The organism is Pseudarthrobacter ribosi (genome assembly GCF_055412865.1).
In genome coordinates this window covers 281,117-303,389 of record NZ_JBVAYZ010000004.1, presented here as the reverse complement: position 1 = coordinate 303,389, position 22,273 = coordinate 281,117, and the positions used below count along the sequence as shown (strand labels likewise).

Below are 22,273 nucleotides of genomic sequence, written 5' to 3'. Positions count from 1 at the left end.
GTGTGGGAGAGTAGGTCACCGCCGGAACATCATTAAACGGTCGAGAGCCCCAACCACACGGTCGGGGCTCTCCCGCATTTAACGCCTATGCCGGCCCGACGCACGACCGACACCGGCCGAGGTTGCCCTCGTCAGCTTGCCGGATCGTACTGGAACTGCCGGACTTCTTGCGAGCAGCGGCAGGCGACAGCGATCTTCGCGGCCCACTCGAGTGCCGCCTCCCGCGAGGGCAGCTCGAGAATGGCGTAGCCGCCGTTGGGCACCTGATGGCCCGGGTACGTGCCCTCGGTGACGGTGCCGTCACCGGCGACGACCACCGGGCCTACGTCCTCATTGATGCCGCCGCCGAAGACGTACACACCCGCCGCCTTGGCCTCGTCGATGACGGCATGGGAGGCTTCGACCACCGCCTCGAAGTCCTCCTCGGGGATCACCATGGCCTCACCGGGGAACGAGATCAGGTACTTCGTCATTCGAGGACTCCTCTGCTCCGGCGGCGCCATCCGTCGGCTCTTCTCAGCGGCACCGCTCTGGTGCCCAGACCGATTATGGCTCCGGCACCGGACATGTAGTCAAGGTAGAGTGTCGGGACCGACCTTCAGTCCGGCCAGGACGCGGGGGAGTGACGGGCCGCGGGTAGAGTTGTTGCCCATGGATAACCTCTTCAGCCACGCAGCCTCTGACGCCGCCGAGACACCGGAGCCGGCAGCGGCCGACGGGCTGGACCCCGTCACATACACCATTGTTGTCGCGGGGGCAGTGGCGCGCGCCTTTGTTGGGTTCACCGAGCACACGCACCTCTGGTGGCCGCTTGAGGAGCACAGCGTCTTTGGTGCCGGCTCTTATGTGGAATTCGAAGAGAATCTGGTCCTGGAGACCGCGGACGACGGCAGGAGCGCCGTCTGGGGGTCGATCGATGACTGGCAGCCCCCGCTGTCCTTCCATGCGAGCTGGCACCCCGGTACGTCCGCCGTCTGGTCCACGGAGCTGCGTGTCGCGTTCCGGGCCGTGGAAGGCGGGACGGAGCTCCGCCTCGTGCACAGCGGGTGGGAAGGGGCCGAGGACCCCGCCGCAACTCGGGCGGAGTATGCCGCCGGCTGGCCGGGGGTACTGGACCGGTTCGTGCGCTTCATGGGCGGTGCCGGCGCTTAGGCCCGCTGGCGCCTGGAACGCAGTTCAGCGCCTACCGGAGCGGCGCCCTGTCCGCCGGCGGAACGGCCGTGCTGGAGCGGATCGCGAAGCGTGCGGGGTACTCGGTGTGGTCGTTTCGGTGTCTTCCCGTAATTCCTCGATCAGGCATGAGTATGAAAAAGAACGCCATGATCCGAAAGATCATCACAGCATTGCTCTCCGTATTGGCACTCGTCCTCGGAACGGGTGTTCTTGCGCAGCCCGCTCAAGCGGCCACAGGGTGTCGCTTACTGCTTCAAATACCCCGGTCTAGGCGGCGCTGCCAGCGGCATACCGACGCAGGCCCAAGTCAGCCACGCCAGTGTCGGCACCCCAATCCGGCGCTCCCGGGTCCGCGCCTTAGACTGAAAGCAGGATTCGACGAACTGGAGACCGCATGAGCATCATCGACGAGCTCACCTCTGCCCTGGGACCGGCCAAGGTCCCCCTTGACGCCCCCACCCTGGCTGTCTATGCCGTGGACCAGGCGCCGGTGCTGGACTACCAGTTGCCGCAGGCCGTGGTCCTGGCCGAATCCATCGAAGACGTCCAGGCCGTCGTCCGCGCCTGTGCCGCCCGCGGGGTTCCGCTGGTGGCCCGGGGAGCCGGGACCGGGGTTTCCGGTGGTGCGCACGCGAGCAGGGACTGTGTCGTGCTGAGCCTGGAACGGATGAACCGCATTCTGGACCTCAACGCCGATGACGAAACGGCCGTCGTCGAACCAGGGGTCATCAACGCGGACCTCAACGCGGCCGCGGCAGTCCACGGCCTCATGTACGCCCCCGACCCGGCCAGCTTCAAGCAGTCCACGATCGGTGGCAACGTGGCCACGAACGCCGGCGGCCTGCGCTGCGCCAAGTACGGGGTAACCCGCGACTCGGTACTGGCGCTCGACGTCGTGCTGGCGGATGGCTCGCTCATCCACACCGGCCACCAGACCTTCAAAGGCGTCGCCGGCTACGACCTCACCGGGCTCTTTGTCGGCTCCGAGGGGACGCTGGGAATCGTCGTCGGCATCACCGTCCGGCTCAAGTACCTCCCGCAGGACGTGCACACGATCGCCGCCTTCTACCCGGACTTCCGCAGCGCCGCGGCCGGCGTGCTCGCCGTGGGCAGGGCGCGCGTGCAGCCGGCCATCATGGAACTGCTCGACAGCGGCACCCTGGCCCAGCTCGATGCGCTCCACGGCTCGGACCTCGCCGCCCGGGGACAGTCCCTGCTGCTGATCCAGACCGACGGCTTCGGCGCAGCTGCGGAGGCGGCAGCGATCCGGCCCGTCCTTGTGGCCGGCGGCGCGGTCGTGACCATGGAAGCCAGCGCGGAGGCGGAGCGGCTGGTGGAGCTGCGGCGCAACAGCCGCGGGGTCGAGGTCGACGACGAATACCGGGTCGGCGAGGACGTCGCCGTCCCGCGCTCGAGGCTCGTGGACTACGTCGCTGAGCTGGAGGCCATGGCGGCGGCGTATGGGGTCAGGCTCAAGGTGGTGGCGCACGCCGGCGACGGCAATCTGCACCCGACGTTCTGGGTGGACCGGGCGGACAGCGCTGCCGGAGCCGATGCCATGGGGCGGCTGGGCGAGGCCCTGGACAAATCCATCACCGTGGCGCTGGCAATGGGCGGCACCATCACGGGGGAGCACGGGATCGGCCAGTTCAAGCTGCGCTGGCTCGGGCTGGAACAGAAGGAACCCGTGCGTGAACTGCAGCGCCGGATCAAAGAGCTCTTCGACCCGGCCGGCATCCTGAACCCCGGTAAGGCGATTTAGCGCGGCTGTGCCACGAAGAAGGGTCGCCGAGGGGAACGGCACGGCGGATGACTAGTCGTCGGAGTCCGGGTATTCCTCGATGGACTCGTCGGCGCCGTAGCGCGATTCCTCCGTTTCGACCTCCAAGATTTTCAGCAGCCCCGTGTCCGGGTTCAGCATGATGGCCGCCTCGTCCCGGCGGTGGCGCAGCTCCGAGTCAATATAGGACTGCACGGCTTCGGCCAGCGGGATGTGCCGGTTCTCCTTCTCGGACATGTACCAGCGGTGCTCCAGGATCTCGTGCACGGCCTCCGCAGGCTCCAGCTTCCCGGACAGGTCACGGGGGATGGAACGGACAATCGGTTCGAAAATCTGGCTGACCCACAGGTGCGCGCTGTATTCCTCGTCCATTCCCGGGTTGTTGTCCGCGCGGAAGGAGTCCATGTCGTTCAGGAGCCGGCGGGCCTGGTTTTCCTGGGCGTCCAGGCCGGTCAGGCGCAGCAGCCGGCGCTGGTGGTGGCCGGCGTCGACGACCTTGGGTTGCAGCTGGATCGTCGACCCGTTCTGCGTTGTCTTGATCGCGTATTCCTCGACGTCGAACCCCAGCTCGTTGAGCTTCCGGATGCGGGCCGCCACCCGCCAGCGCTCACCGATCTCAAACGATTCCTTCTCCGTCAGCTCGGTCCAGAGGCGCCGGTAGCTGTCCATGATGAGTTCACTCGTGGCCACGGGGTCCACTTTCTCCTCGATCAGGCCGCCGTCGAGCAGGTCCATGAGTTCACCGGCGATATTGACCCGGGCGATTTCCAGATCGTATTCGCGCTGGCCCGTGGACAGGTCCGGGTAGAGCTCGCCGGTCTCCGCGTCCACGAGGTAGGCGGCGAACGCACCGGCGTCGCGGCGAAACAGCGTGTTGGAAAGGGAGACGTCGCCCCAGTAGAACCCGATCAGGTGCAGGCGCACCATGAGCAGGGCCTGGGCATCAATCAGGCGCGTGAGGGTGTCCTTGCGCAGCATCTGCGAGAAGAGGGCGCGGTACGGCATGGAGAACTTCAGGTGGCGGGTGACCAGCACGGGGTTTAGCGGCCGGCCCTCCGGGGTCGTGCGGCCGGTGATGACGGCGACCGGTTCCACGCAGGGCACGTCCAGCCGGGCAAGCTTGCGGAGCATGTGGTATTCGTGGCGGGCCACGTGTTCGGAGGTTTCCTTGATGGCGATTACGGAGCCGCCAAGGTGGGCGAAGCGCACGATGTGGCGGGAGATGCCGCGGGGGAGCGCGGCGAGGTATTCCGCCGGCCAGTCCTCCAGTGCGATGTGCCACGGCAGGTCCAGCAGCTCCGGATCGGTGGCGGCGGCGGTGATGCTCAGCGAGCTCGAGGCCACGGACGCCTTGCTGTCATTGGCGCTGGCGGCTTCGAACCGGGGCAGCTTGCCGATCTGCCCGTAGTCGGTGGGTTCGTCGTGCCACTGGGCGCTGCTGTCCTCGGTGATGTGGTTGTCCTCGGTCATGAGCCAATTCTTCCGTACTAAGGGCGGCGGCCCTAACGAAGGGTGCTGCCAGCTAAGTTAAAGCCCGACGGCGGCCCTCCAGTGAGGAGGACCGCCGTCAGTAGTGCAGTGCCGGTGGGAGGGCCCACGCCGGCAGGGTTCCCTGGCCGACGCGGAGCGAGGTTAGGGAACCGGTGGGTGGGCCCACGCCGGCAGGGTTCCCTTGCCGACGCGGAGCGAGGCTAGGGAGCCGGTGGGGACTAGGCGCCCAGGCGCAGGCCCGTTTTGGTGTCGAACAGGTGCACGTGGCCGGACTGCGGACGAACGTAAATGGATTCGCCCTTCATCGGGGGACGGCGGCCGTCAACGCGGGCCACGATGTCGTGGCTCTTGCCGTCCAGCGTGGTGTGGCCGTAGACGTAGGCATCTGCGCCGAGCTCCTCGACGACGTCGACCTCAACCTGGAGGCCTTCACCTGCGGCGACCTGCTCGAGATCCTCCGGGCGGGAACCGAGCGTGACCGTCTGGCCGTGCGCCTCCTCGAGGACGTTGCGCGGTACCGGGTAAACGGTGCCGCCGAACTGCACGCCACCGTCGACGACGGGAAGTTCCAGCAGGTTCATCGCGGGGGAGCCGATGAAGCCGGCCACGAAGACGTTCTTGGGCTTGTCGTACAGGTTGCGCGGGGTGTCGACCTGCATCAGCAGGCCGTCCTTCAGCACGGCGACGCGGTCGCCCATGGTCATGGCCTCGACCTGGTCGTGGGTCACGTAGACCGTGGTGACGCCCAGGCGGCGGGTCAGGGACGCGATCTGCGTGCGGGTCTGCACGCGGAGCTTCGCATCAAGGTTGGACAGCGGCTCATCCATGAGGAAGACCTGCGGGTTACGCACGATCGCGCGGCCCATGGCAACACGCTGGCGCTGGCCGCCGGAGAGTGCCTTCGGCTTGCGGTCCAGGTACGGCTCGAGGTCCAACAGCTTGGCAGCTTCACGGACGCGCTCGGCGCGCTCTTCCTTGCTGACGCCGGCGATCTTCAGCGCGAAGCCCATGTTGTCCGCGACCGTCATGTGCGGGTAGAGGGCGTAGTTCTGGAAGACCATGGCGATGTCGCGGTCCTTCGGGGGAACATCGGTGACATCGCGGTCGCCAATCAGGATCCGGCCGGCGTTGACGTCCTCAAGACCTGCGAGCATGCGCAGGGAGGTCGACTTGCCACAGCCGGAGGGTCCAACGAGGACCAGGAATTCGCCATCGGCGATTTCAATGTTGAGCTTGTCAACAGCGGGCTTATCCGTGCCCGGGTACAGACGTGTTGCGTTATCAAAAGTAACTGTAGCCACAGTTATCAATCCCTTCACCGGCAGGTACGTGCCGGACGATCCGTAGTGAATGGTCTTATTCTTCAGTTGTTAATTCAGTTGTCAGCACCTGATCGTGCGTATACTCCCCGGCCGAAGCCGAGGAGTATCCAATGACGCCGCACGGTACTTGTGCGCCACATCACAACCAGAGTATGTCATATTTTTGTTAAAAGGGCCAAAATGTCGCGGATGTCACACGTGATCCGGCTTACCAGCGGCCCGCTATGCGGTAGTGTCCGGCAGCCCGAGGCCGCGTCTCCGATCCCGCAGCAGGGCCTCCAGCAATTCGGCAACGTGCGCCGGGGCTTCGATCCGGAACTGGGCCTGGGTGAAGTCCAGGCCGACCTTCACGCCGAGATCCCCGGGGAGCAGGCGGGCCAGGGCGTCCTCGTCGGTGGTGTCATCGCCCGCAAAGACCGTGGCGGTGGCGCCGGTCGCCTGCCGCAGGAAGGCGACGCCCTCCCCCTTGGAGGCGTGGACCACGGAGGTCTCCAGCACCCGGTTGCCGTCCTTCAGGTAGACCCCGGGCCGGTCCTGCAGGACGGCGCGGGCAGCGGCGACGGCGTCTTCGGCAACGTCGTCCGCGGCCAGCCGGGTGTGCAGGACGACGCCGGCCGGCTTGTCCTCCAGCAGGGTTCCCGGTGCCACCTCTACGATGCCCTCCAGCTCGCGCCGGACCTCGGCAAGCAGTTCACGGCGGTCGTCATCGAGCTCCAGTTTGGAGGACCCCGGTCCCATCCAGACTTCGGCGCCGTGGCTGCCGATCAGCAGCGTCTTCTCCGGGGGAAAGGCAACCGCCCGCAGGCTGTCTAGGGCGCGCCCCGAGATGAGCGCCGTCGTCGTCCGGGGCAGTTCCGTGAGTGCGGCGAAGGCCGCTGCCGAGCGGGGGAGGGCGCGGGCGTCGCCGGCATGGTCCACGAGGGGTGCCATCGTGCCGTCGAAATCCATGGTGACCAGCAGGTGTTCCGTGGCGGCGATGCGGTGCACGGCCTCAAGGAGGTCCGGGGCGAGCGAGAGCGGGGTCTGTCGCGGGGAGAGTTCAGGAGTCATCGCGGATTACCTTTTCTTCGAGCGCGGTCAGGAAATCAGAGGACCAGAGATCGACGTCGTGGTCCAGGATCTGCTTGCGCATCGAGCGCATGCGGCGCCCGGCCTCCGCCGGCTGCATGTTGACGGCCTTCATGATGGTGTCCTTGAGGCCGTCGATGTCGTGCGGGTTCATTAGCAGGGCCTGCTTGAGCTGGTCGGCGGCGCCGGCGAACTCGCTCAGCACCAGCGCGCCGTCATTGTTGGTCCGGGCCGTGACGTATTCCTTGGCCACGAGGTTCATGCCGTCCCGCAAGGCCGTGACGAGCATGACGTCCGCGGCCAGGTACAGGGCCACCATCTCATCGATGGGGTAGCTGTGGTGCAGATAGCGGACCGCGGTGTTCTGCATGGTGTCGTAGGTGCCGTTGATGTGGCCCACGGTGCCTTCGATTTCCTCGCGCAGCAGGCGGTACTGCTCCACGCGTTCCCGGCTGGGGCTCGCAACCTGGATCAGCGCGGCGTCCTCCACCGTGACCTTGCCGTCCGCCAGGAGTTCCTCGTAGGCCTTGAGCCGGTGCCGGATGCCCTTGGTGTAGTCGAGGCGGTCGACGCCGAGCAGGATCGTCTTAGGACTGCCGAGATCCATTCGGATCTGGCGGGCGCGCTCGATGATTTCGGGCTTTCGGGCGAGTTCGCTGATCTGCTGGACGTCGATCGAGATGGGGAACGCCTGGGCGCGGGCGATGTGGGTGGTCTCGCCGTCGGACCCCCGGACATGGATCTGTTGCTGTTTGACGCTGGCGCCGAGGAAGCGGCGGGCGGAGCGCATGAAGTTTCCGGCGTCGCTGGGGCGCTGGAACCCGACCAGGTCGGCTCCGAGCAGTCCGTCGATGATGGCCCGGCGCCACGGCAGCTGGGCGAAAATTTCCGGCGGCGGGAAGGGGATGTGGTTGAAGAACCCGATCTTCAGGTCCGGACGCGCCTCGCGCAGCATCTTGGGAACAAGCTGCAGCTGGTAGTCCTGCACCCAGACGGTGGCGCCCTGGTTGGCGTGGTCGATGACGGCGTCCGCGAACCGGCGGTTGACCTTGCGGTAGGAGTCCCACCAGGTCCGGTGGAACTCGGGCGGGGCGATCACGTCGTGGTAGAGCGGCCAGAGGGTGGCGTTGGAGAAGCCCTCATAGAAGAGTTCGATGTCTTCCGTGCTGAGCTGGACGGGTACGAGGTCGATGCCGCCGTGGGTGAAGGGCTGGACATGCTCATCGGGGGCGCCGTGCCAGCCGACCCAGGCGCCGTCGGTTTTGGTCATCATGGGGGCCAGGGCGGTGACCAGGCCGCCGGGGGAACGGCGCCAGCCGTCCTCGCATCCGGGCTCGTCCGGGGAGCAGCGGTCGACCGGCAGGCGGTTGGAAACCACCATAAAGTCATACTGCGCGTCCGGATCGGTGTCGCTGGTGCCGTGCGCCTCCGCGCCGTTGGATTCTGGATCCGATTCGGCGTGTTTGGTTGCCTGCATTGGTGCTCCCTGGGATTCGCTCGTGGCTCCTGTCCACCCTAGCCCGGCGGAATCTTCTGTGCTATTCGTCCGTTGGGAGGCGGGGACGAAGGTTGAAAGCGCAAGTTCCCAGATTTCTCCCCTAAAATGATGAATTGCCACCCAGTGGATATCACCGGCCGATCGACCCGAGGAACTAATGAGCCCCGCAAACGAACCCCGTCAGTCCAAAACAGAGCGAACTGCCGCGGCCCGCGAGAAAGCCCGTGAAATCCGCGAGGCGCAGGTCAAAAAGGACAAGCGCAACAAGCTGCTCATCGGCTGGGGCATCGTTGCCGCCGTCGTGGCCATCATTGTGGTGGTGGCGCTGGTAGTCACCTCGAACATGCAGAAGAACGCCCCGATTGCGGACGAGGGACCCACCCCGGCCAACGGCAACGTTTACGGCGGCGTCACGCTGCTGGCCAACACCGAGGTCGCGAAGACGGAGCCCGCGACCGTCCGGGTAGCCGACATTCCCGCTCCGGCGGAAACCCCGCCGGCAGTAGTCGCCGCGCCCGGTGCCGAGGCAGAGGCCGGCAAGCCGGTCAAGGTGGTTCTCTATATCGACTTCATCTGCCCGGTGTGCAAGAACTTTGAGACCCAGTACAACGAGACCCTCACGAATCTTCGCAACGAAGGCAAGGTCACCGTCGAGTACCGCCCGCTGGGCTTCCTGGACACCCGCTCCACCACGAACTACTCCTCTCGCGCGGCCAACGCCGCAGCCTGCGTTGTGAACGAATCGCCGGAGAAGTACGCGGACTTCGTCAATGCACTGTTTGAGCAGCAGCCTGCTGAAGGCGGCGCCGGCATCTCGGATGCGGATCTGAAGAAGATGGCCACCGACGTCGGGGCCAAGAGCATCGAAACGTGCGTGGACGAGAAGACCTACCGCCCGTGGGTGAAGTACGCCACCCAGCAGGCGGCTTCCATCGGTGTCACCGGCACGCCCACCGTGTTCGTTGAGGGCCAGCAGTGGGGCAAGGGCGAGAGCGCCCAGACCCCGTTCGAGGAGTTCCTCCAGGCCGCCATCGACGCCAAGCAGTAGGCGGCAGGACCCAGTAGCATCGGCGGGCCCGGTTCCGGATTCTTCCGGAGCCGGGCCTGTTTTTATCACCGGGCATCCGTGGGCTAACCTTATCTAGCGCCATGGCGCCAGGCCCCTCATCGCGGCCCGGTGCCCCGGCGCACAGGAATGCCTCCTTAGCTCAGTTGGCCAGAGCACCGCTCTTGTAAAGCGGGGGTCGTCGGTTCGAATCCGACAGGGGGCCCCAAGAAAGAACCGCGCCGTTGCTGGGAACCCTCCCGGTGGCGGCGCGGTTTTCGTTTGTCCTGCTATCGGGGACCCGCTGCTACCCGCTACGGCGTTCCGTCGGTGGCGGTGAGAACGAACGGACCGGTCCCAGGGCCCATTGGGTCGACGGCGTCGCTGTTGTACGCGCCGGCGGCCAGGATCGAGAGCTGAGGGCTGGACCTACGCTGCGGTACGAGGGGGTTTGCCATCGCCGTTGTTACTGATGTCAGGACAGCAAGCCGGCGGGAGTGATGCGCTGGGCCATGACGGGTCCTCCTTATGGGGAACGGGGAGGAAACGAGGGAGGAAAGCAGCGGCTGCAGCAGCAAGGAGAGCGAGGAGCGCCCAGCCGGAGGCGCTTCCTAGCGTGTCGCGCAAAACGCCGATCAGGCTATTGCCCAGGAGCACCGCAAGGCCGCCGCAGCTGGCGAGGAGGCCGTAGTAGGCGCTGAGCGGGCGTTTTCCGGCGAAGTCGTGGACCTGCTGCATCCCGGCGGGCCGGGCGAGCATGTGTCCGAGGCTGAGGAGAACCACGAGGGCTATTGGTCCCGTCATCACCGGAAGTCCGGGCACGATCTGCATCCCGGTGCTTCCGATCAGGGTGATAGCCGCGAATGCCATCGAGATGCACGCGAAGCCTGCCCGGAGAGCCATGGCCGGACCCAGTCTGGTAGCTACCGCAGACATCGGCAGTTGCAGCGCGATGGTCAAGATGGACGCGAGGGCGAACAGCGCAGCCAGCGTTCTGGCGCCGGCTCCACTCTGATCGAGTTCGAGCGGAAGCGCGAAGTACAACTGGTTATATGCGAGCAGGTTCACGCTGAAGAACGCAGCGAAGGTAACGAAACGCTGATCCCGCACGCAGGCGAAGGCACCACCGTCTCTTGGCCCCGCTACCGCAGGTTCCACCACTTTTGCTGGTGAAGCATGCTCAGGTAGGAGGAACCATAGAGCAACGCCCACGGCCAGGAAGAGGCACGCAGCTGACATGGCGACGACAGGGAACCCAAACGGCAGAAGGCCAATGCCGACAAGCGGCCCAGTGACGGCGCCGATCTCCCCGAACAGGACGAGCCAGGCGAAGAGGTTTCGTCGCGGCGTGCCATCCGAGGCCCGGGCGCGATCAAGGGTCCCGACGAGTCCCTCAACAGCGGGTGAGAAGAAGGCGCCGCCGACACCGGTCAGCACTGCACTGAGCAGAAAGGGCCAGAAACCATCAGAGATCGCGAGCCCGAGATAGCCTGCTGCGCGCATGATGCAGCCGGTCAAGATGCTGCGGCGCGGTCCCCAGCGATCAGCGATCACACCGCCCAGCAGAAACATGCCCTGCTGGCTGAAGGTCCGTGCGCCAAGGATCAGGCCTACGGCGGCGGCACCGAGGCCAAGGTCTTCGGCCATCACGAGGGCAAGGAAGGGAACGACCGCGTAAAAGCCAACATTGAAGACCAGCTGGGTGGGCAGAAGCAAAGACGCCGAGACACGGTTCCTCGGAGGAGCTGTATCGATCATCATCGAGGAAGGGTGACGCTCACTGTGCACACCCTGCCCCTCAGCGACGACGATTCTCTTGCCACCACGGTATAGATAATGACTATCATTCTGAAAATGAACTCAGGCTAAATGACGTCAAGGGTTTGGTGTCGGCGGCCGGGCGGGATCGCGCGCCGTCCCTCCCCGTCAGTTCTGGCAGCGTCATCGAATTCTCAGTTAGAGAAAGGGCAGGCTACCCTAAGCTGTTCCCTTTTCGTGTTCCCGCCTTTCCCAAGGCAGCCCTGCAAGGCGGTTTTCTGTGCGTTTGTTCCTCCGTCCCCGCGTCCTGATGGCTGCGGCGGCTGTCCTGGCCGTTACCAGCTGCGGTTTCAGCGGCACCGAGACCCAGATCTCCCAGCCCACGGCTGCGGCCGACACCAGTCAGCGGATCGTGGTGGACAACTTCCGGGCACCTGTGGCCAACTGGGCCCTCGAGTCAGATGCCGCTTACATCCTCTCCCTGTCCGGTTGCTTGGAGACCCTGACCACCTATAACCAGGCCGAGGGTGCGGTCCTGCCCTCACTTGCCACCGAGTGGGAGCAGACCTCCCCCTTGGACTGGGACTTCAGCATCCGGCAGGGCGTCAAGTTCCAGGACGGGAGCGATTTCACGGCCGATTCCGTGGTGGCGGCCCTCAACCACGTCCTGGACGCCAAGGTTCCGGCGCGCGCATTTAACCGCACCATGATCACCAGCGTCACAACAGTGGACGCGCAAACCGTCCGGGTCAGCACGCCTGCCGAAAACCCGCTGGTGCCGTACCGGCTGGCCAGCGTCAACACCGGCATCCTGGCGCCGGCTGCGTACAAGGATGAAGGCGTGGACCCGTTGGGTCACTGCACCGGGCCCTTCACGCCCGTCTCACAAAAGGCAAAGCAGTCCCTGACCTTGGACCGCAACGAGCACTACTGGGGCGGGGACGTGCAGCTGGCGGGCGCAGAGATCCGTTTCATCACCAACGGCGCCACCCGCGCAGCCCAGGTGCAGACCGGCGAAGCCGATATCTCGCTGTCCATCCCGGTCGCCAGCCTCGCAGCGCTGAAAGCGGACGGCGGCGTCACCGTACTGGGTGCCGATTCCCCCCGGACTGCGACGCTGTACATGAATAACGGCCGCGCGCCACTGGACAACGTGGACGTCCGCAAGGCGATCCGCGACGCATTGGACCTCGAGGCCCTGGCCGCCAGCGTCTACGAAGGTGCCGCCCTGCCGGCCACCGGACCGTTCGCGCCTTCCGAACCCTGGGCAGGCGAAAAGCAAGAGAAACAGCAGCAAAACCTTGAGGAAGCCCGGAAACTGCTAGCCAATGCCGGTTACACTGCCGAGCGGCCCCTGGAAATCATTGCCATAGTGGAGCGCGCCGAATTCGCCGACGTTGCGGCCGTCATTCAGGAAAACCTCAAGAACATCGGTATGCCCGTCACGATCCAGTCGAAGGAATATGCCTCAGCGGAGCCCGACGTCCTGAGCGGGAATTACGACATGCTGCTCAGCCAGCGGAACCGGCTGATCGACATCGCTGACCCCATCGGGTTCCTCACCGCCGATTACACCTGCAAAGGCACCTACAACCTGAGCCACTTCTGCGACCCGGAGTATGACCGGATCATCGCCGAAGCCGCCACAACCGTCGACACGAACGAGCGCTACAGGCTGTACGCAGAGGCAGGTCAAATCCTCAAAGACCAGGCGGTTAACGCCTGGCTGGTCAACGAACAGGCGACCGACGCCATCCGCACAAACGTCCTCTCGTACGTTCAGGACCCGCTGTCCCGCTACGTCCTGACGGCGGAGACGGCCAAGTCCGGCTCCTAGTCCAGCTGAAACCCGCCGCGAATGCTGCAGTTCATCACCAAACGGATGGCCACTCTGGTGGCCGCCGTTGTGGTGTCCTCCTTTGCTGTCTTCCTGATCCCGTACTTCACGCCGGGGGATCCGGTACGGAAGATTATCCGGTCGCGGGTGGCAGGGGACGCCGTGGATAACGCCTCAGTGCAGGGCCTCAGCGACAGCCTCGGCCTGAACGAGCCCTTGGCGGTCCGGTACTTACGTTGGCTGGCGGACTTTTTCAGCGGCGACATGGGATTGTCCTTCGTCAGCCGTACGCCCGTGGCGGATCAGGTGCTCCCGGCGCTTGCCGTCACGCTCAGCCTGGTCACCATGACGCTGGTCCTGGCCGTGGCGGTGTCGCTTCCCCTGGGAATCATTGCCGGACTACGGCCCGGAAGCGCCGCGGACAAGGCCATCACCGCTGTCACCCAGGCCCTGATTGCCATGCCGGAATACTGGGTGGCTCCTGTACTGGTTCTGGTCTTCGCCCTGAAGCTGTCCGTGCTGCCCACTGCAGGCTGGAACGATCTCTCGTCCGCCGTCCTGCCTGCCCTGACCCTGGCACTGCGGCCCATCAGCTTCTTCACCTCGGCCGTACGGGCCGGTATCATTGACGCCGCCGCCGCGGAGCATGTGCCGGCCGCCCGCGCCAGGGGACTGAGCCACGGCCAGGCCGTACTCCGCCACGTAGTGCCGAACGGGTTGGTGCCGTTGTCGACCCTGTTCGCCGTGTGGTTCGCTGGACTGCTTGGCGGCTCGGTCATTGTGGAGGTCATTTTCGCCGTGCCCGGCATGGGAAGGCTGCTCTTCGACGCCGTCGTAAACAGCGACATCCCGCTCGCGCAGGGCGGGGTGGTCGTCGTGGTGGCATTCGCCGTCGGCACGACTACCCTGGCAGACTTCGTCCACCGTTTCCTCAGCCGCACGGTGGGAGAATCCCTTGCGTAGCCGGTCCACCGTTACCACGCTGGCCGCGGCCGGGCTTGCCCTCATTGTGCTGGCAGTGCTGCTGGCCCCGTGGATCTCTCCGTACCCGCCCGCGGAGCAGAACCTGGCGGAACGACTGGCACCGCCCTCGCCAGAACACTGGCTGGGCACCGACAACTTGGGCCGGGACACCCTCAGCCGGATCCTTGAAGGCGGCCAGTTCTCCATGTCCGTGGCCGCGCTGGCCACGCTGCTGACCTGCCTTCTGGGCGTGACTATCGGCATTATCAGTGCAAGGCGGCGGGGCTGGGTGGATGAATTCTTGACTCGCACCAATGACGTCCTGCTCGCGCTGCCGGAAATGGTGGTTGCCCTTTTCATCGTCGCTGCGCTGGGCACGGGCTTCGGGCCGCTGCTGCTCGCGCTGACTGTTACGGGGTGGACGCCCTTTGCCAGGCTGGCCCGAACCCTGGCGTACGACATCTCGGCCCGGGGCTTTGTGGACGCCGCCCGTGTGGTGGGCTGCCCGCCGGCCTTCATTGTCTTCCGGCATGTCCTGCCCCACCTCGCCGCTCCCATACTGGGGCAAGCCACGTTACGGTTCGGGCATCTGCTCATCAGCGTGGGAGCCCTCTCCTACCTGGGCTTGGGCGTCCAGCCGCCGCAGTCGGACTGGGGGTCCATGCTGGCAGCCGCTCAACCCTTCGCGGGCCGTGCTCCGCTGGGAATCATCGCCCCCGGCCTGGTCATCTTCACCGTGGCCCTCTGCGTGACCGTTATTGGCCAGCGGGCCGCCCAAATGGCCGCCGCGCCGCTGCTCATGCCCCGAACGGCAGAAAAATGAGGCGTGGATTGATGAATACGGGTTTGATCCTGGACGGCCTGGAGGTGACCACTAGAGCCCCATCCGGTGGGGGTCACACCAAATCTCTGCTCTCCGGCGTCTCCCTGTCCGTGGATCCCGGCGAATTCGTGGCCCTGGTGGGTGGTTCCGGCTCCGGCAAAACCCTGACCGCGATGTCCTGCCTGCAGCTCCTGCCGCCCGGCCTGAATATCACCGGTGGTTCCATTCGGCTCGGGGACCTTGACTTGACCCGGGCTTCCGAAGACGAGCTCAACTCCGTGCGGGGCGGCCGGCTGGGGATGTTGTTCCAGCAGCCCAAGCGCATGTTCAACCCGAACCGCACGATTGGGCAGCACCTCAAGGAGCCGCTGCGGCTCCACGCCGGACTTCGGGGGAGTAAAGCGCGCAGCAAGGCCCTGGAGCTGCTCGAAGAGGTGGGCTTTGCGGATCCCGCCCGGGGGGTACAGGCCTATCCGCACCAGCTCTCCGGGGGCATGGCGCAGCGGGCCATGACGGCCCTGGCCCTGGCCGGGCAGCCTCAGATGCTGCTGGCGGATGAGCCGACGTCGGCGCTGGACAAAGTGCTGGAACGCCAGATCCTGCAGCTGCTGGACAGGGAACGACGGGAACGTGGCCTCGGCATTCTCTACATCACCCACAACGTCGCCTCCGTGGCCGCCTACGCGGACCGGGTCCTTGTGATGAACTCCGGCAGCATAGTGGAGGGGGGTCCGGCCGCCGGGCTCCTGACCCGGCCCAGAACGGCATACGCCCAGGAGCTCCTGTCCGCCGCGCGTCTGGCGCCGGAATCCCGCCGTCGTCCGCCCTCCACAGACCGCGACATCCTGGTGCTGGACGGCGTGGGCAAGCACTTCGGTCCGAGGCGGAAACTGGGCCATGCCGCGCTGCGCGACGTCTCACTGACCCTCAAGCGCGGGGAAATCCTGGGTGTACTGGGCCAATCCGGTTCCGGCAAGAGCACCCTGGCCAAAGCCATTGTCGGCTTGGAAACGGCCGGCACAGGATCCATTACCCGGCAGCTGGACCCAGCGGGTCCAGGCGAGGACACCGCCGTCCAGTTGGTGTTCCAGGAACCGCACGGCGCCTTTGACCCGCGCATGACGCTGCGCACCAGCCTGCAGGCCCCGCTGCGCGCGCACCATTCCCTGCCCCCGGAACAGCGCGACGGCTGGATAGCTGCCGTGATGGACGAGGTGGAGCTGGATACAGCGCTGCTGGATAAACGCCCGAGCGAATGCTCCGGCGGCCAACTCCAGCGCGCCACCATCGCCCGCGCCCTGCTGCTCGAACCCCAGGTCCTGATCTGCGATGAGGCCACCTCAGCACTGGACGCCCTAACCCAACGCACCGTCCTGAACCTGCTGCTCAGGCTGCAGCGGGAACGCAACCTGTCCCTGATTGTCATCTCGCACGACATGAATGTGGTGCGGTACATGTGCGACCGGGTGGCGGTCCTGCTAGAAGGGCGTGTAGTCGAGGTGGCGGAGACCAGAGACTTCTTCGCTGAACCCCAGCACCAGCACAGCAAGGCGCTTGTATCAGCCTCCATCCCCTGCCGCGCAGAAGGCCTGTGGACTGTGCCGGACGTAGCGAACCTTCCTAGACCCGCGGCCGGCAGGCCTCCAGCGCCGATGCCACGAAACTGATCCTCCACGCGTGATGCCGGCGACACTTCATATTCCGGAGGTTGCTGTGTATTGTCGGATTTAGTAGACAGACTGATCCAGTCTGGTGGTCCTTTGAGACCTTATTCCGCTCAGCGACCGGAGCATTGCTTCGACAGTCGTAGAAGGCCGCCCCGTGGAACCGTTTACCAATTCAAATACTCCCCCTCTGTCTATCGCCCAGGTCGATTGGACCCTTTATGGAGAACACGAGCGTGCGTCGCCCGGCTCCAAGAAGGCGGCGGCTGACCTGTTGGCCCTGCAAGAGACGCTGCTGGCGGCGCTGATCACCCGCGTGGGCGAAGTCGAGGCCGCTGAATGGGCCCTTGACCAGGCAAAAGCCGCGTGCGACGTGCAAATTGCTGCCGCCCTGGCCGCCGGCGTGCCGGCTGAAAAGATCATGGAGGCGACGGGAGACGAAGCGTTGGACGTGACCGGCTACGTCCAAGCCCGGGAACCGGTGACCGCAGAAGGCTGATCAGCTTCCGCCCGTCAGGGACTGCCCACGCCGTCGTCGTGGGGTCCACGGCCGTGAATCCCGATGACGCGCCCGGGGGACGTTAGGCCCTAGACCACGGAAAGCGCACGGCGGAGTCTGGGCCTATGACTGAATCCAACCCGGACAAGACCCCGGACATCAAGTCCACCCAGCTTCAGGAACAGCCGACGGCGGTGCTGCGCGAAACCGTTCCCATGAAGGGGCTGCGCGAGTTCTTCGGCCGCGCCTACGGCTTGGTGATGAGTGCGGCGGAACAACAGCACGTCCAGCTGGCCGGACCGCCGTTCGCGATGTATCACGGGATGCCGACCGACGTCGTCGACGTCGAGGCCGGGTTTCCGGTAGCGGCGCCGTTTCCCGGCGGCGACGGCGGTGTGACCGCTGGATCCCTGCCCGCCGGCCGGGCGTTCGAAGCGATGCACGTGGGCCCATACGAGACCCTCCCCGAAACGTACGGGGCGATCATGGAGAAGATGCAGGCCGAAGGCCTGACGCCGGGCACCGCGATGTGGGAGTACTACCTCAGCGACCCGGCGGCGGAGGCGGACCCGGCAACCTGGAAGACGCTCATCATCTGGCCCGTCGCCTGAGCGCACACCCCGTCGTGCAGGCTGCCGGCGGCGACTCGTTGGGGAGCCGCGTCGCCCGTCGGTTGTGCCCGTCCCGTCCCAAGCGGAGGGCGGGCGACGCAAAGTGTCTGATTCGCCACACCATTCTTCAACTGCGTGCATAATGTCCTAAACTGCTTCACTGAAGTGCCTGAAATGGCGCTGCGCAGCAACGAAAGTGAACCCGCAAATGGCTACCGATTACGACGCACCACGCAAGACAGAAGAAGAGACTCCCTCCGAGTCGCTGGAGGCACTTCAGGCGTCCCGCAGTGGGGGCGCCCAGACTGCCGTCATCGACGTCGACGAGAACGACACGGCTGAAGGCATCGACCTTCCCGGCGCTGATCTTTCCGGCGAAGAACTGACCGTCGTTGTTGTTCCCGAGCAGACCGATGAATTCACCTGCTCCTCCTGCTTCCTGGTCCGTCACCGGTCCCAGGTGGCCAAGGAAAAAAACGGCCTGAAGTACTGCCGCGACTGCGAAGGCTAGGGGACTTCCCGCCGCGCACCACCACTTCACAACTTCACGCAATTCACCGCGAAGCGCCGGATTCCGCAAGGGACCGGCGCTTCGCCGATGCCAGGAGTTTCCCGGCCGAAGGACGACGGCGGCGCAACCGTCCCGTGACCCGGCGCGGCGCAGCCTAACGTTTCGACGCAAGATCCGGCCGACCTCTCGATTCGGCCCGAAAACGCTCCTATCCTGTTGCTATCTCATCATTTCGAGGGGGCGGCCCAAATGAAGAAGTTCCGGGTGTGGCTGGTTGCGATCCTGCTGGCCGTTGGATCGGGGCTCGTGGCGCCCGGCCCCGCGACGGCGGCTCCCTACTGCGGACTGGTGTGGGGGTCGCTGACAAAGGCGGATCCGGCGATGAGCCAGGCCCAGGTGACTAATGTCCGCACGGGGCAGCACTACTGTTTCGACCGGCTGGTCATCGACCTCAACGGGCCCGTTGCCGGCTACACCGTCCGCTACGTTCCGCAGGTGACGCAGGACGGTTCGGGACTCCCCGTCCCGCTGCGCGGCCAGGCGTTCCTCCAGGTCACGGTCAACGCCCCGGCCTATGACGATAACGGTAACGCCACCTACAATCCGGCCGACCCGAACGAACTGAGCAACGTCAGCGGTTACCAGACCTTCCGGCAGGTGGCATGGGCCGGCAGCTTCGAAGGCTATTCAAGCCTCGGCCTCGGAGTCCGGGCCCGGCTGCCGTTCCGCGTGTTTACCCTGGGCGGACCGGACGCGGGCTCACGACTCGTGATCGACGTCGCTCATTACTGGTGAGACCCGGCCGGCCGGCAACGTCGCCAGGGAGTGCCAGCCGTGGTTAGTAAGCCAACTTAGTAAGCTGACCGAGAAATTCCTCCGGGACCGTCGCGGTCCTGTTGCGCCCTGCGGTAGCGTCGAAGATATCGGACCTAGCGATACCGGACGCAACGGTATCGCGCCTACTCAGGAGGACGCATGAAAGCTTCACCGACCCTCACGACGAACCTGCAGGCCGTGCTTGTTGACCTGATCGAACTTCACGTTCAGGGCAAACAGGCGCACTGGAACATCGTCGGAACGAACTTCCGGGACCTCCACCTGCAGCTGGACGAGATTATCGACTCTGCCCGTGAGTTCGCGGACGACCTGGCCGAGCGCATGCGCGCCCTCCACGCCCTTCCGGACGGCCGCAGCTCCACGGTGTCCAAGTCCACCGCGCTCGCCGAGTTCCCCAACGGACTGATCAACACCAAGGACGCCATTGAGCGGATCGTCGCGGCCCTTGAGGCCGCCGTCGGCACCATGCGTAAAGTCCACGATGAAGTCGACGAAGAGGACCCCACCACGGCAGACCTGCTGCACGGGTTCATCGCCAAGTTCGAGCAGTACGCCTGGCTGGTCAACGCTGAGACCATGCGGGCCAACACCAGCGTCACCACGGCGGACAGCAAGTAGCGCTCCCCGGCAGATCCAAGCGCCCGGCCCCGGTTCCCACCGGCGCCGGGCGCTTGGCGTTTAAGCAGCGCCGCCTGCCGGCCCGGGAGCGTCCCGGTTCCCTGGCTATTTGGCGGTCGGCACCTTCCGGAGCACGACGGCGGCGAGCACCGACGCCCCGGCCATGAGCACGAGGGCAATGGTAGCCGTGATGTGGACGCCTGAATCGAATGCGGCCCGGGCGGCGGTCATCACGGCCTCCGCCAGCGGTCCCGGGAGGGCCTGCGCCAGTTCAACGGCCCCGGCGAGCGTCTCGCCCGCCTGGGCCGACGCCTCAGCTGGCGCCGCGTCCGCGACGCCGACGGGAAGCCGCAGATTGCCCTGATAGGAAGCCGTCAGGATAGAGCCGAGGATGGCGGTGCCCAGCAGGGAGCCGATTTCGTAGCCGGTCTCGGAAATCGCGGCCGCCGCCCCTGACTTCTCCGCCGGGGCGGCAGCGAGGATCAGGTCGTTGGAGATGGTCTCCGCGGCGCCGACGCCAAGGCACAGCACCAGCAGGGCCGCCAGCAGCACCGCCGGGCCGTTGCCGTGATCGCCGAAGGCCACCAGGAAGTAGCCGACGGCGCTCAGGAGCAGCCCGCCTGCGACCACAAAACCAGGGCGGACCTTCTTCACCAGCGGCACCACCAGCAGGCCGGCCATGACGGTCGCGATAAGCGCGGGGACCATGGCGACGCCGGATTCTGAGGGGGACTGCCCCTCGATCAACTGGAGGTGCTGGGCCAGGAACAGGATGAAGCCGTTGAACGAGAACAGCGCCAGCACGTTGGCGATGATGGCGGTGCTGAAGACCCGGTTGCCGAAGAGGCTGAGATCCAGCAGGGGAGCGGTCCGGTTTCCGGCCTGCTGCAGGCTTGCCGGCGCCGCGGCGTCCAGCGGCAGGCCAGCCGCCAGGAGCTGCCGCTGCCGCCGGATGAAGACGTACCCCATCAGCAGGCCAAAGCCGATGGCGGCCAGCGGTTCCAGCGCCAGGCCGTGTGTGGCCAGGATTTTGATGCCGTAGACCACCGGCACCATGACCAGCAGGGACAGAACGATGCTGGGAACGTCCACGCGGCCCGGGTCCGGGTCCCGGGATTCCGGGATCAGGGCCGGGCCCAGGACCAGCAGCGGCAGGATGATCGGCACGGCCACCAGCAGCACCGCGCCCCACCAGAAGTGCTCCACCAGCCAGCCGCCGAAGATCGGGCCCAGCGCGGCACCGCCCGAGAAGCCGGCAGCCCAGATGGCCACGGCCAGCCGGCGCCGGTTGGGCTCGGGGAAGATGTTGCGGATCAGGGACAGGGTGGAGGGCATCAGCATGGCGCCGAAGAACCCCAGCCCCGCACGCCCGGCGATCAGCCACTCGGCGCTGGGGGCAAAGGCTGTGACCGCCGAGACGGCAGCGAAGCCGGTGCTGCCGATGAAGAGCAGCCGGCGGCGGCCGATCCTGTCGCCGAGGCTTCCCATCGCCACGAGGAGGCCGGCGAGGACCAGGGGATAGGCATCGACAATCCAGAGCAGTTCCACGCCGGAGGCATCGAGGCTGCGCGCGATGGCCGGCAGCGCGAAGGTCAGGGCGGTGTTGTCGACGGCCACGAGCAGCACGGGAAACATCAGCAGCGCCAGCGCCAGCCAGTCGCGCCACGGCGCGCGCGGCGCCGGGGACTGCGTCGTTCCGGCGGCGGTGTTGCCGGCGGCGAGGTTGCCGGGGGTTCCGGTGCTGTTGCGGGTGAAAGATGTGTTGCTCATGAAGATAACTGTACCGTCTAGACGGTACAGTTAAGAAGCCGACCGTTAAGACACGCCCCCGGCGCGGGGCATGATTGGAACCATGGCCAGAAAACCCGTCGCCCGCGAAGCCGTCCTTGATGCCTTCGAATCCCTGTTGATCGCAGAGGGCGAACGTGCCGCGACGCTGGATGCCGTCGCCCGGCTGGCCGGAGTCTCCAAGGGCGGGCTGCTCTACCACTTCCCCAACAAGGAGGCGATGATTTCCGTCCTGCTTGAACGGCTCGACCGGCTGCTCGCCGAGGACCTGGCCGCCATGGCCGCCGCGCCGGAAGGTGCAGCGGCGTTCTTCATCAAGTCCTCCGTGTGGGCGGACACGCCGCTGGACCGAGTCTTTGTGGCCGCCACCCGGCTGGCTGAAGTGGCACACCAGGAAACCCTGCGCCGGATAGCCGCTGTCCAAGCGAGCTGGCTGGAACTGCTGGCGGCCGACGTCGGCCCCGCCATGGCCAAGCCGGTCCTCTACATGGGGGACGGGCTGTACTTCAACGCCATGCTGGCGCGCGGCCCGGGCGGCCCGCTCCCGGAGGTCGGCCCCGACGTCGAAAGCCTGCTTACAGCCCTCGAGCGGCTCCGCGGCTGACCGGAGAGCCGGCTCCGCCCCGCCGAAGTCGCCGGAGGCCTGCGAATTCGCCGTTTCGTTCGGGCTACGCCGCAGCATTCCGGCGATTTCGTGGGAGGGTCAGCGCTAGGCCGCAGCTTTCCGGCGACCTCGAGCCCAAGCGCCCCGCCGCCGGCCGCGACTTCGCGCCCCAGGGCGCGGCCTGTGCTTAATCCCGGTCCCGCCGCGCCACTGGTTTGCGGACGCGGGCCGGGCATAGGAGAATAGGGGCTGTGACAGTTGTCACGCAAATTTAATATGCCTTTGATCTGCGGCGGGAGAGTTCTGCAAGTAGGTACAAGCAGGCGCCGTAGGAGCAAACCCTCCCCAGGAATCTCTCAGGCCCACGTACCGCCGCGGCAAGG

The 22,273-nt window shown here is 66.0% G+C and carries 20 protein-coding genes, 1 tRNA gene and 1 riboswitch; of the genes, 14 read left to right on the top strand and 7 right to left on the bottom strand.

What is annotated here, in order from left to right; all coding sequences use genetic code 11:
- Positions 1-131 precede the first annotated feature (131 nt).
- The gene (locus ACZYZ5_RS06480; RefSeq protein ID WP_463900172.1) at positions 132-473 is read right to left on the bottom strand and encodes a YciI family protein; all 342 of its coding nucleotides are present in this window, start codon (positions 471-473) and stop codon (positions 132-134) included.
- Between the two features lie 178 nt (positions 474-651).
- On the opposite strand from ACZYZ5_RS06480, the gene ACZYZ5_RS06475 reads away from it, so the two are divergent.
- On the top strand, positions 652-1,152 hold the full coding sequence (locus ACZYZ5_RS06475) for an SRPBCC domain-containing protein (RefSeq protein ID WP_463900170.1): 501 nt from the start codon (positions 652-654) through the stop codon (positions 1,150-1,152).
- Positions 1,153-1,567: 415 nt separating this feature from the next.
- Positions 1,568-2,935: an FAD-binding oxidoreductase gene (locus ACZYZ5_RS06470; protein WP_463900169.1), complete on the top strand. Its 1,368-nt coding sequence runs from the start codon at positions 1,568-1,570 to the stop codon at positions 2,933-2,935.
- A 51-nt stretch (positions 2,936-2,986) separates the two neighbouring features.
- Here ACZYZ5_RS06470 and ACZYZ5_RS06465 read toward each other — a convergent pair whose 3' ends face one another.
- From ACZYZ5_RS06465 to ACZYZ5_RS06450, 4 genes are all read right to left on the bottom strand, one after another.
- Entirely contained in the window at positions 2,987-4,405 is a 1,419-nt protein-coding gene (locus tag ACZYZ5_RS06465; RefSeq protein WP_463900205.1) for a DUF4032 domain-containing protein, read from the bottom strand.
- Between the two features lie 257 nt (positions 4,406-4,662).
- Positions 4,663-5,745: an ABC transporter ATP-binding protein gene (locus ACZYZ5_RS06460; RefSeq protein ID WP_463900166.1), complete on the bottom strand. Its 1,083-nt coding sequence runs from the start codon at positions 5,743-5,745 to the stop codon at positions 4,663-4,665.
- 243 nt (positions 5,746-5,988) lie between these two features.
- Positions 5,989-6,816, bottom strand: coding sequence for a trehalose-phosphatase (gene otsB, locus ACZYZ5_RS06455; RefSeq protein ID WP_463900164.1), 828 nt, complete (start codon positions 6,814-6,816; stop codon positions 5,989-5,991).
- Positions 6,806-8,215, bottom strand: a complete 1,410-nt coding sequence (locus ACZYZ5_RS06450) for an alpha,alpha-trehalose-phosphate synthase (UDP-forming) (protein WP_463900203.1) — start codon at positions 8,213-8,215, stop codon at positions 6,806-6,808. The genes otsB and ACZYZ5_RS06450 overlap by 11 nt, the downstream gene beginning before the upstream one ends.
- A gap of 274 nt (positions 8,216-8,489) precedes the next feature.
- Between ACZYZ5_RS06450 and ACZYZ5_RS06445 the strand changes: the two genes are divergently transcribed.
- Together ACZYZ5_RS06445 and ACZYZ5_RS06440 are read left to right on the top strand one after the other, a co-directional pair.
- Positions 8,490-9,380, top strand: coding sequence for a DsbA family protein (locus ACZYZ5_RS06445; protein ID WP_463900163.1), 891 nt, complete (start codon positions 8,490-8,492; stop codon positions 9,378-9,380).
- Between the two features lie 149 nt (positions 9,381-9,529).
- Positions 9,530-9,606, top strand: a tRNA-Thr gene (locus ACZYZ5_RS06440).
- A 200-nt stretch (positions 9,607-9,806) separates the two neighbouring features.
- On the opposite strand, the gene ACZYZ5_RS06435 is transcribed toward ACZYZ5_RS06440, so the two are convergent.
- Positions 9,807-11,138 (bottom strand): MFS transporter, encoded by a 1,332-nt coding sequence (locus ACZYZ5_RS06435; protein WP_463900160.1) that lies wholly within the window; start codon positions 11,136-11,138, stop codon positions 9,807-9,809.
- A gap of 307 nt (positions 11,139-11,445) precedes the next feature.
- Here ACZYZ5_RS06435 and ACZYZ5_RS06430 point away from each other — a divergent pair, with 307 nt between their 5' ends.
- From ACZYZ5_RS06430 to ACZYZ5_RS06390, 9 genes are all read left to right on the top strand, one after another.
- Positions 11,446-12,972: an ABC transporter substrate-binding protein gene (locus ACZYZ5_RS06430; RefSeq protein WP_463900201.1), complete on the top strand. Its 1,527-nt coding sequence runs from the start codon at positions 11,446-11,448 to the stop codon at positions 12,970-12,972.
- A gap of 21 nt (positions 12,973-12,993) precedes the next feature.
- Complete coding sequence (locus ACZYZ5_RS06425; protein WP_463900158.1) at positions 12,994-13,935, top strand: ABC transporter permease; 942 nt, start codon at positions 12,994-12,996, stop codon at positions 13,933-13,935.
- Entirely contained in the window at positions 13,928-14,758 is an 831-nt protein-coding gene (locus tag ACZYZ5_RS06420; protein ID WP_463900157.1) for an ABC transporter permease, read from the top strand. The genes ACZYZ5_RS06425 and ACZYZ5_RS06420 overlap by 8 nt, the downstream gene beginning before the upstream one ends.
- An 11-nt stretch (positions 14,759-14,769) precedes the next feature.
- Positions 14,770-16,425 (top strand): ATP-binding cassette domain-containing protein, encoded by a 1,656-nt coding sequence (locus tag ACZYZ5_RS06415; protein ID WP_463900155.1) that lies wholly within the window; start codon positions 14,770-14,772, stop codon positions 16,423-16,425.
- Between the two features lie 154 nt (positions 16,426-16,579).
- Positions 16,580-16,921 (top strand): hypothetical protein, encoded by a 342-nt coding sequence (locus tag ACZYZ5_RS06410; protein ID WP_463900153.1) that lies wholly within the window; start codon positions 16,580-16,582, stop codon positions 16,919-16,921.
- Positions 16,922-17,046: 125 nt separating this feature from the next.
- Positions 17,047-17,532: a GyrI-like domain-containing protein gene (locus ACZYZ5_RS06405; protein ID WP_463900151.1), complete on the top strand. Its 486-nt coding sequence runs from the start codon at positions 17,047-17,049 to the stop codon at positions 17,530-17,532.
- Positions 17,533-17,740: 208 nt separating this feature from the next.
- Positions 17,741-18,043, top strand: coding sequence for a DUF4193 domain-containing protein (locus tag ACZYZ5_RS06400; protein ID WP_463900148.1), 303 nt, complete (start codon positions 17,741-17,743; stop codon positions 18,041-18,043).
- 249 nt (positions 18,044-18,292) lie between these two features.
- On the top strand, positions 18,293-18,838 hold the full coding sequence (locus tag ACZYZ5_RS06395; RefSeq protein ID WP_463900146.1) for an AMIN-like domain-containing (lipo)protein: 546 nt from the start codon (positions 18,293-18,295) through the stop codon (positions 18,836-18,838).
- A 180-nt stretch (positions 18,839-19,018) separates the two neighbouring features.
- The gene (locus ACZYZ5_RS06390) at positions 19,019-19,498 is read left to right on the top strand and encodes a Dps family protein (RefSeq protein WP_463900145.1); all 480 of its coding nucleotides are present in this window, start codon (positions 19,019-19,021) and stop codon (positions 19,496-19,498) included.
- A 105-nt stretch (positions 19,499-19,603) separates the two neighbouring features.
- On the opposite strand, the gene ACZYZ5_RS06385 is transcribed toward ACZYZ5_RS06390, so the two are convergent.
- The gene (locus tag ACZYZ5_RS06385) at positions 19,604-21,133 is read right to left on the bottom strand and encodes an MFS transporter (RefSeq protein ID WP_463900200.1); all 1,530 of its coding nucleotides are present in this window, start codon (positions 21,131-21,133) and stop codon (positions 19,604-19,606) included.
- Between the two features lie 217 nt (positions 21,134-21,350).
- Here ACZYZ5_RS06385 and ACZYZ5_RS06380 point away from each other — a divergent pair, with 217 nt between their 5' ends.
- Positions 21,351-21,890 (top strand): TetR/AcrR family transcriptional regulator, encoded by a 540-nt coding sequence (locus ACZYZ5_RS06380; protein ID WP_463900143.1) that lies wholly within the window; start codon positions 21,351-21,353, stop codon positions 21,888-21,890.
- Positions 21,891-22,173: 283 nt separating this feature from the next.
- A riboswitch (glycine riboswitch) is annotated at positions 22,174-22,272 on the top strand.
- Position 22,273: the final 1 nt, after the last annotated feature.